Source organism: Streptomyces sp. SID3212 (assembly GCF_009865405.1).
GTDB lineage: Bacteria > Actinomycetota > Actinomycetes > Streptomycetales > Streptomycetaceae > Streptomyces.
The window spans coordinates 1-7,522 of sequence record NZ_WWJY01000573.1 but is presented as its reverse complement, the minus strand read 5'-3'; the positions used below and the strand labels follow the sequence as shown (position 1 = coordinate 7,522).

Here is a 7,522-nt window from a genome sequence, read left to right as displayed (position 1 = left end):
CGGATAAGAGCCGGGCCGCAGCGGGCAAAATCAAGCCCGTCCGGCGATTGAGGACAATCAGTAAGCCGCGCCCGCGCACCGGGCAGACGCCCGGGGCTCTCGACCCCGGGGCATTGGTGGGGGCCCGCACCCCGTACGCTCAAGGACGTGAGTACGGTGTGCGTCGTCCGCGATCTCGTCAAGACGTACCCCGCCGCGCGCGCCAGACGTGGCACCCCGGCGACCCCGGAAGTCCGTGCCACCGACGGCATCAGTCTCGACGTGCGCCGTGGGGAGATCTTCGGGCTGCTCGGGCCCAACGGCGCCGGCAAGTCCACCCTCGTCCGCCAGCTCACCGGCCTCATGCGCCCCGACTCCGGCAGCGTCGAACTCCTCGGGCACGACCTCGTGGGCCACCCCGAGCGCGCGGCCCGGCTCATCGGCTACCTCGGGCAGGAATCGACCGCGCTCGACGAGCTGACCGTCGCCCTCGCCGCCGAGACCACGGGCCGCCTCCGTGGGCTCACCCTGCGCGCGGCCCGCGCCGAGCGGGACGCAGTGCTGGAGGAGCTGGGGCTCACCGGGATCGCCGGGCGCCCGCTCAAGAAGCTCTCGGGCGGGCAGCGGAGGCTGGCCTGTTTCGCCGCCGTGCTGGTCGGCGAACGCCCCGTACTGATCCTCGACGAGCCCACCACCGGCATGGACCCGATCGCGCGCCGCGCGGTCTGGGCCGCCGTCGACCGCCGAAGGGCCGAGCACGGCGCGACCGTGGTGCTCGTGACCCACAACGTCATCGAGGCCGAGACCGTCCTCGACCGCGTCGCCGTGCTGGAACGCGGCAAGGTCATCGCCTGCGACACCCCCGCCGGGCTCAAGGAGCAGGTCGCGGGGGAGGTCCGGGTGGAGCTGGTGTGGCGCGAGCGCGCGCCGCTGGACGTGCCCGAGGTCGCCGCGCTGCGCGGGTCCGCGCAGGAGTCGGGGCGCCGGTGGGTGCTGCGGCTCGCCCCCGACGAGGCGCGGGCCGCCGTCGCCGCGGTGACCGGTGGCGCGGCCTTCGCGGCGCTGGACGACTTCACGCTGGCGACGCCCAGTCTGGAGGACGTGTACCTGGCGCTCGGAGGCCGCGCGAAGGGGTTGGTGAAGGCGTGAGCCCGTACGAGGTGCCGTACGGGGCCCTGGGCGAGCGTGCGCGTCGTATCAGCCGTACCAGCCGGACGCACTCGGCCCCCGCGCCGAGCACCGCCCCCGCGCCGGAGCCGTCCGCGTCTACGAACAGGAGCATCGCCAGGTGAGCATCGTGCCGGCGGAGGCCGTGTCCGCGCGAGGCGGCGGGAGCGTGAGGGTGGTCCGGGACGGCCCTGCGGGGACCACGACGGACGGGGCGCCCGCGCCGCTCGCGCCGAGGGCGCGGCTGTTCCCCGCGCTGGCCGCCGTGTACCGCGCCCAGATGTCCCGGGCCCGGGTGGCCCGGATACCGCTGCTGTTCGTCGCGACCTTCCAGTCCGTCGGGATCATGGTCCTGATGCGGGGGGTCGTGAACGGGGCGGAGGAGTCCCGGGCGGTCGTCGCCGGGGCCAGTGTGCTCGTGGTCGCGTTCGTGGCGCTCAATCTGCTCGCCCAGTACTTCGGGCACCTGCGGGCCAGCGGGGGCCTCGACCACTTCGCGACCCTGCCGGTGCCGCCGGCCGCGGTGGTGCTGGGTACGGCGGCGGCGTACGCGTCGTTCACGGTGCCTGGCGCGGTGTTCACGGCGGTCACGGGGAGCGTGCTCTTCCAGCTGCCGCTGGCCCATCTGTGGGTGCTGCTGCTCGTGATCCCTCCGGCCGGCGCGGCGCTCGCCGGGCTCGGCGCGGCGCTGGGCCTGCTCGCGCCGCGTCCTGAGCTGGCGACGCTGCTGGGGCAGCTCGGCATGTCCGCGGCCCTGCTGCTGGGCGTGCTGCCGGCGAACCGGTTGCCGGAGCCGGTCACCTGGGCGCGGGACCTGCTGCCGTCCACGTACGGCGTGGAGGCGCTCTCCCGCTCCTTCGACGCGCGTCCCGACTGGCTGGCGGTCTTCCTGGACCTGGGGGTCTGCGCGGCGGTCGGTGTGGTCTCGCTGGCCGTCGCGACGTGGGCGTACCGGCGTGCGGCGGTCCGGTGAGGCGGGTGTGCGGCGGGCCTGGCACGATGGCAGGGTGACCGCACCCCTGACACCGCCTCACCAGCCGCGACACGATCCGTGGCAGACGCCGCCGGACGGTGCTTCCGGCGATCCCGGAACTCGCGGATCTCGCGGATCCTTGCCGGGCGACCCGTCCGACACCGGCGCGGGAGTCGGCGCCGAGGTGCGGACGGCCGTGGTCGTGACGGTGGCGCTCGCGGTGGCGGGTGTGCTGCTGGGGTTGCTGTGGCTGTGGCTCTCGCCGCGGATCCCGCTGGTCTCGGACGATACGGCGGTCTTCCTCAAGGACACGGAGGGCGAGGAGGCGATCGGCGCGGACGGTACGTTCGCGCTGCTGGGCCTCGGGTTCGGCGCGATCGCCGCCGCCGCTGTTTTCCTGTTCCGCAAGCGGGGCGGGGTCGCGGTGGTGGTGGGGCTGGTGCTGGGCGGGCTGGTCGGGTCGTTCCTGGCGTGGAAGGTCGGCGTGTGGCTGGGGCCGACGTCGGATGTGGTGGCGCATGCGCGTGAGGTGGGGAAGGGCGTCACGTTTGACGCGCCGCTGAAGCTGAACGCGAAGGGCGCGTTGTTGGCGTGGCCGGTGGCGGCGATGGTCGTCAACCTGGCGTTGACGGCGGTGTTCGGGCCTCGGGATCCGGAGCCGGAGTGGGACTGGAGTGGGTTCGCGGGGGCGCCGCCGGGGGCGGGGAAGCCGTGAGGGTGCGGGCGCGTCCGCCTGACGCCTTTGTCCTCAAGCGCCGGACGGGCTTGATTTGCCCGCGCGGGCCCGTGGGTGGGTGTCCTCAAGCGCCGGACGGGCTGGGGGTGTGCCTGGGCGGGCGGGATGGGGCCGTGCGGCCCGGTGGGTGGTGTCCTCAAGCGCCGGACGGGCTGGGTGTGCGCCTGGCTTGATTTGCCCGCGCGGGCTTGAGTGGGTCAGGGGCGGGCGATCGGCGCCAGCGTTGCTGACGTCAAGGTCGTCAGCGCGCCGGGGGACAGTTCCACCTCCAGGCCACGGCGGCCCGCCGAGACGCAGATCGTGGTGTGGGACTCCGCCGAGCTGTCCAGGACCGTGCGCAGGCGCTTGCGTTGGCCCAGGGGGGAGATTCCGCCCCGTACGTAACCCGTCGTACGTTCCGCCGCCGCCGGGTCCGCCATCGACGCCCGCTTGCCGCCCACCGCCGACGCCAGGGCCTTGAGGTCCAGGGAGCCGGCCACCGGGACCACCGCCACGGTCAGTTCGCCGTCCACGTCGGCCACCAGGGTCTTGAAGACCCGGTCCGGGGACACGCCCAGGGCCTCCGCCGCCTCCTCGCCGTACGACGCGGACGCGGGGTCGTGCTCGTACGCGTGCAGGGTGTACGCCGTGCCCGCCGCCGTGAGGGCGACCGTTGCCGGGGTGCCCCCCGAGCCGGGCTGGTTCTTCTTCTTGGGCTTCGCCACCGGTGGGGTTCCTCGCCTCGGGTCCGTCAGTTCTGGCTCGTCGGCGATCTGGTCAGGTCCACCGCCGGCAGCGACGGGAGGTGGCGGATCACCGCCGTCTCCGACCGGAGGAGCCTCAGCTCCTCCTTCAGCCGCGCCGCCGTGTCCGGCGCCTCCAGCAGCCGCTGCTTCGACGGCGTGTCCAGCACCGCCGCCGCCGCGATCAGGTACGACACCACCGAAGGCTCGTCGGGCAGTTCGTCGCCCGTCGCCAGCGTGCGCTCACGCGCGCCCGCCAGCCGCTTCTGGTAGTTGCGGAACGCCCGCAGCACCCCCTCCGCCAGCGCGGACGCGCCCTCGCCGACCTCCTCGGGCAGTTCCTCCACCTCGGCCGTCAGATAGGGGCCGCTCGTGTCGACGGACAGCAGCCGGATCCTGGTGGTGCCGGTGGCCATCACCTCGAAGCTGCCGTCGGGGCGTTCACGGATCGTCGCCGCGTCCGCGACGCAGCCCACGTGGTGGAAGGCGTCCATGGGTTCGGGGCCGAAGCCGTCGGTGGGGCCGCGCTCGGGCAGGGGCGCCCGGTCCGGCAGGCCCGGGGCGGTCGGCGACAGTTCGTGCCCGTCGCGGACGGCGACCACGGCGAAGCGGCGCGGTTCGGACTCGTCCGTCTTCAACAGCTCGCGCATCAGCGTGCGATAGCGCTCCTCGAAGACGTTCAGGGGCAGGACGAGGCCCGGGAACAGCACCGCGTTCAGCGGGAAGAGAGGGAGGTGTGCGGTGGTCACAACGCTCAAGCGTAATGGCCCCGGGGCCTTCTCCGGTCTGCTCGGGCCCGCAAAGGCATTTCGGCGGCCACCTGGAGCCGTACGCCGTCCCGGGTTTCGAGGAACCGGCCCAGCGGATCGTCGGTGAAACACGTCCACGGAAAGGACGTCGCGTACGGTCCGACCAGCCGGAACTGCTCCAGCGCCTCCGCCCAGCGGCCCCGCCCCACCAGGACGTACGCGAGAAGGTTGCGCACCTCGGCCGGCCAGGGATCGCCCGCCTCGTACCGCGCGGACACCGCGACGGCCAGGTCGGCCGCCGCGTCGATCCGGTCCCCCTGTACGGAGGTGGGGTCGCCGCTCATCAGCAGGGTGAAGGCGGCCCGCACGGGGAGCGCCTGGACGAGCGAGCCGGGCAGCGCGTCGTGCGCCGCCTGTTCGGCGAAGTCGAAGCACTCGCGGTGCGAGCCGTACCAGAGGGCCGACAGGTACTGGAGGGCGGCGACATGGCACCCGTAGTGGTGCGGGGAGCGCCGCACGGCCTGCGCCCAGAGCTCTTCGAAGGCGGAGTGCGTGGCGTGCGTGCCGCGCGCGTGGTCGAGCGCCAGGCGCCACGGCACCGGGTCGCGCGGATCGCCGTCGGCCGCCGCGTCGATCAGCGGGCCCATCTCGCGCAGCCGTTCGGCGCGCGCCGGGGACTCCCACGCCCTGCGGACGGCGAGTTCGGCCTTGACGAGCAGCGCGTCCGGATCACGGGGCGCCACCGCGAGCCAGTCGGTGAGCCATTCCTGACGGCCGTGGGCGAACGCCGCCAGCCGTCTCACATAGCGGTCCCGGTTCTCCCATTCGGCTGATTCACGTGTGGTCGCGAGGAGCTTCGCGGCCTGTTCGTACGCGCCGAGAGCGGCGGAGACCAGCACGGGAGCGAGCCGCTCGTCGGGGGCGTCGAGCAGTACGGCGTCGTCGGGCGGCTGCCCCGCGGCGAGCAGCGGGGTGTGCCGGACCATACGCGCGGTGCTGATCAGGGCGCGGAGCAATGACATGGTGCCGACCATTGAAAACCGCAGGTCGTGGCCGCGCCAGAGGGCTGCTGTGAAGCTTTCGTAGGGGTGGAAAGGTTGTAGCCGCCCAGGTCAAGGCAGGGTAAAGAAAGGGGGGTCAGCCGCGGCGCAGGAGACGGGAGGCGCCGGCCGCGACGGTGGTGGCGAGGATCCATCCGAGCATGACCAGCACAGCTCCGGTCCACTGCCAGCCGCCTTCCAGCCGCCAGTACCCGTCCTGGCCGAGATTGATCACCGGTACGAGCAGATCCAGCGCGAAGAGGGCCGGGTTCCATTCGGGGTGTTCGGTCGCCTTGAGCGGCGGCGGGGCGTGACGGGCGAACGCGAACGTGCCGCCCGCCCAGAGGACCGCCATCCACAGCGCCGCCCGCCCGGGGCGGTAGCCGTACGCCACCGTCCAGTCCTGGAGATACCCCCAGAGCTTCGCGGCGAGCGGCAGCGTCTCCCGGCGGCGGCGCTGCTTGACGAGGAGCACCTCGCGCGCGTCGGCGTCCTCGCCGCTGTTGCGCAGGACCTGCGCGAGCCGTTCGTACGGCTCCGGCGCGTACTCGGGTGTCGCCGCCGCGACCCACTCCAGGCGGCGGCCGAGCGGGAAGTGACCGACCCACACGAGGTTCTCGTAGACGAAGCCGCCCATGGCGAGCCCGCCGGGCCCCGGCCAGCTGGTCGACACGTCGACCAGGGTGACGATCCTCGCCCCGCTCAGCACGACCCGTCCCTCCTCGGGGCGTTCGCACGTGAACCGCAGCTCAGGAGTGACGATCCTGCGCAGCGACAGCTCCTCCCCGGCCATCAGGACGAACCGCGCCTGGTCGAGGTCGACCGCGTCGCCGAACCGGCCGTCGTCCAGCCGCACCCCGCCCCGGCACTCGAAGGGCTGCACCCGGGTGCCGGGCGGCGGGCCGCCGGAGATCCCGACGCCGTACGGGGGAGTGGAACCGGAGCCCGAGGCCTCGTCCGTCACCCACGCGCCGGTCATGTGGAGGGTGCGCTCGACCGTCAGGCGCGGCGCGTTGAGCGCCCGGCGGTCGCGCGGGGCGCGCAGCCGGCTGCCGCGCAGGCTCAGCGACACCCCGACCTTGGCGCCGCGGAGACTGACCTCGCCGTATGTCTCGATCTGATCGGCCTGGAGGTCCTGGGCGACCGTCATGCCGTCGGCGGTGATCGCCCGGCCCATCCGGTCGGGACGCACCTCGATCTGGCTGATCAGCAGATCCGTACCGATTTGCGCGTCCGTCAGCCGTATCCCGCGCTCGACCCGGCAGCGCGGCAGATGAAGGTCACCCTCCGTGTGCAGCCGGGCGGCCTCCAGGCGCGGTATGGCACAGCCCGCCATGCGCAGCGTCGTGAAGTGCGACTCGGGGAGCACGATCTCGTTGTCGAACAGACAGCGGTCCAGTTCGACGTACGGCGCGATCGTGCCGCCCGCGAGGGTGAGCGTCCCGGTGATCCGTACCCCGCGCATCTTGAGCGCGGCGACCCGGCCCGGGAGCGCCGGAGGGCCGCTGAGCAGGAGTAACGCGATGACCCTGGCACGTACGCTGCGGTTGGCGCCCCAGCCGTGCGGGTCGAAGGGATCGTCCCGCCGGGGGTCGTACGTGGAGAGGTCGTACGTACTGCCGTTCCGGAAGGCCTGCCACATGCCCAGTTCCGCCGCGCTCAGCCAGTCGGGCGCCTCACCTTCCTGCGGCTCGGTCACGGTCACCGCCGCTCCTCCGCTTCCTCGTCACGTCGTTACTCATGGTGTTCCCCCTGGGTGACGGCCTGAACGCTAGTGGTGACATGAGCCTGACGGGGCATGTATCAGCCAGTGATACTCGCGTCCGGCGGCCGGAGGCCGTCTGCGAGAATTGACCGCGTGATCTCACGAATCGATCTGCGCGGCGGCGCCCTCCCCGAGGGCTCCGCGCTCCGTGACCTGCTGCCCCGAGCCGAGTTCGACGTGGAAGCCGCCCTGGAGAAGGTGCGGCCCATCTGCGAGGACGTGCACCATCGCGGTACGGAAGCGCTGATCGAGTACGCGGAGAAGTTCGACGGCGTGAAGCTCACCCGCGTCCGGGTGCCCGCGGCGGCCCTGGCCGACGCCCTGGCGGGGCTCGACCCGGCCGTACGGGCCGCGCTGGAGGAGTCCGCCCGGCGCGCCAGGCTCGTCCACC

The 7,522-nt window shown here is 73.1% G+C and carries 8 protein-coding genes; 4 read left to right on the top strand and 4 right to left on the bottom strand.

What is annotated here, in order from left to right:
• The first annotated feature begins 156 nt into the window (after positions 1–156).
• The 3 genes from GT042_RS17160 to GT042_RS17150 all read left to right on the top strand — a co-directional run bounded on the left by GT042_RS17160 (position 157) and on the right by GT042_RS17150 (position 2,834).
• Positions 157–1,128 carry an ABC transporter ATP-binding protein gene (locus tag GT042_RS17160; protein WP_161309590.1) on the top strand — a complete coding sequence of 324 codons (972 nt, stop codon included), beginning with the start codon at positions 157–159 and terminating at the stop codon, positions 1,126–1,128.
• Between the two features lie 187 nt (positions 1,129–1,315).
• Positions 1,316–2,119, top strand: coding sequence for an ABC transporter permease (locus GT042_RS17155; protein WP_345943806.1), 804 nt, complete (start codon positions 1,316–1,318; stop codon positions 2,117–2,119).
• A gap of 34 nt (positions 2,120–2,153) precedes the next feature.
• The gene (locus GT042_RS17150; protein ID WP_345943805.1) at positions 2,154–2,834 is read left to right on the top strand and encodes a hypothetical protein; all 681 of its coding nucleotides are present in this window, start codon (positions 2,154–2,156) and stop codon (positions 2,832–2,834) included.
• A 218-nt stretch (positions 2,835–3,052) separates the two neighbouring features.
• Here the strand turns inward: GT042_RS17150 and ybaK are convergent, their stop codons facing one another.
• From ybaK to GT042_RS17130, 4 genes are all read right to left on the bottom strand, one after another.
• Entirely contained in the window at positions 3,053–3,559 is a 507-nt protein-coding gene (gene ybaK, locus GT042_RS17145; protein ID WP_161309586.1) for a Cys-tRNA(Pro) deacylase, read from the bottom strand.
• A 26-nt stretch (positions 3,560–3,585) separates the two neighbouring features.
• A complete protein-coding gene (locus GT042_RS17140; RefSeq protein ID WP_161309585.1) occupies positions 3,586–4,326 on the bottom strand; it encodes an LON peptidase substrate-binding domain-containing protein in 741 nt (246 codons plus the stop codon).
• Positions 4,327–4,331: 5 nt separating this feature from the next.
• On the bottom strand, positions 4,332–5,360 hold the full coding sequence (locus GT042_RS17135) for a hypothetical protein (protein WP_161309584.1): 1,029 nt from the start codon (positions 5,358–5,360) through the stop codon (positions 4,332–4,334).
• Between the two features lie 103 nt (positions 5,361–5,463).
• Positions 5,464–7,065 carry an oxidoreductase gene (locus GT042_RS17130; protein WP_161309588.1) on the bottom strand — a complete coding sequence of 534 codons (1,602 nt, stop codon included), beginning with the start codon at positions 7,063–7,065 and terminating at the stop codon, positions 5,464–5,466.
• Positions 7,066–7,224: 159 nt separating this feature from the next.
• Between GT042_RS17130 and GT042_RS17125 the strand changes: the two genes are divergently transcribed.
• On the top strand, positions 7,225–7,522 hold a 298-nt coding region (locus GT042_RS17125), incomplete at its 3' end, for a histidinol dehydrogenase (protein WP_345943804.1).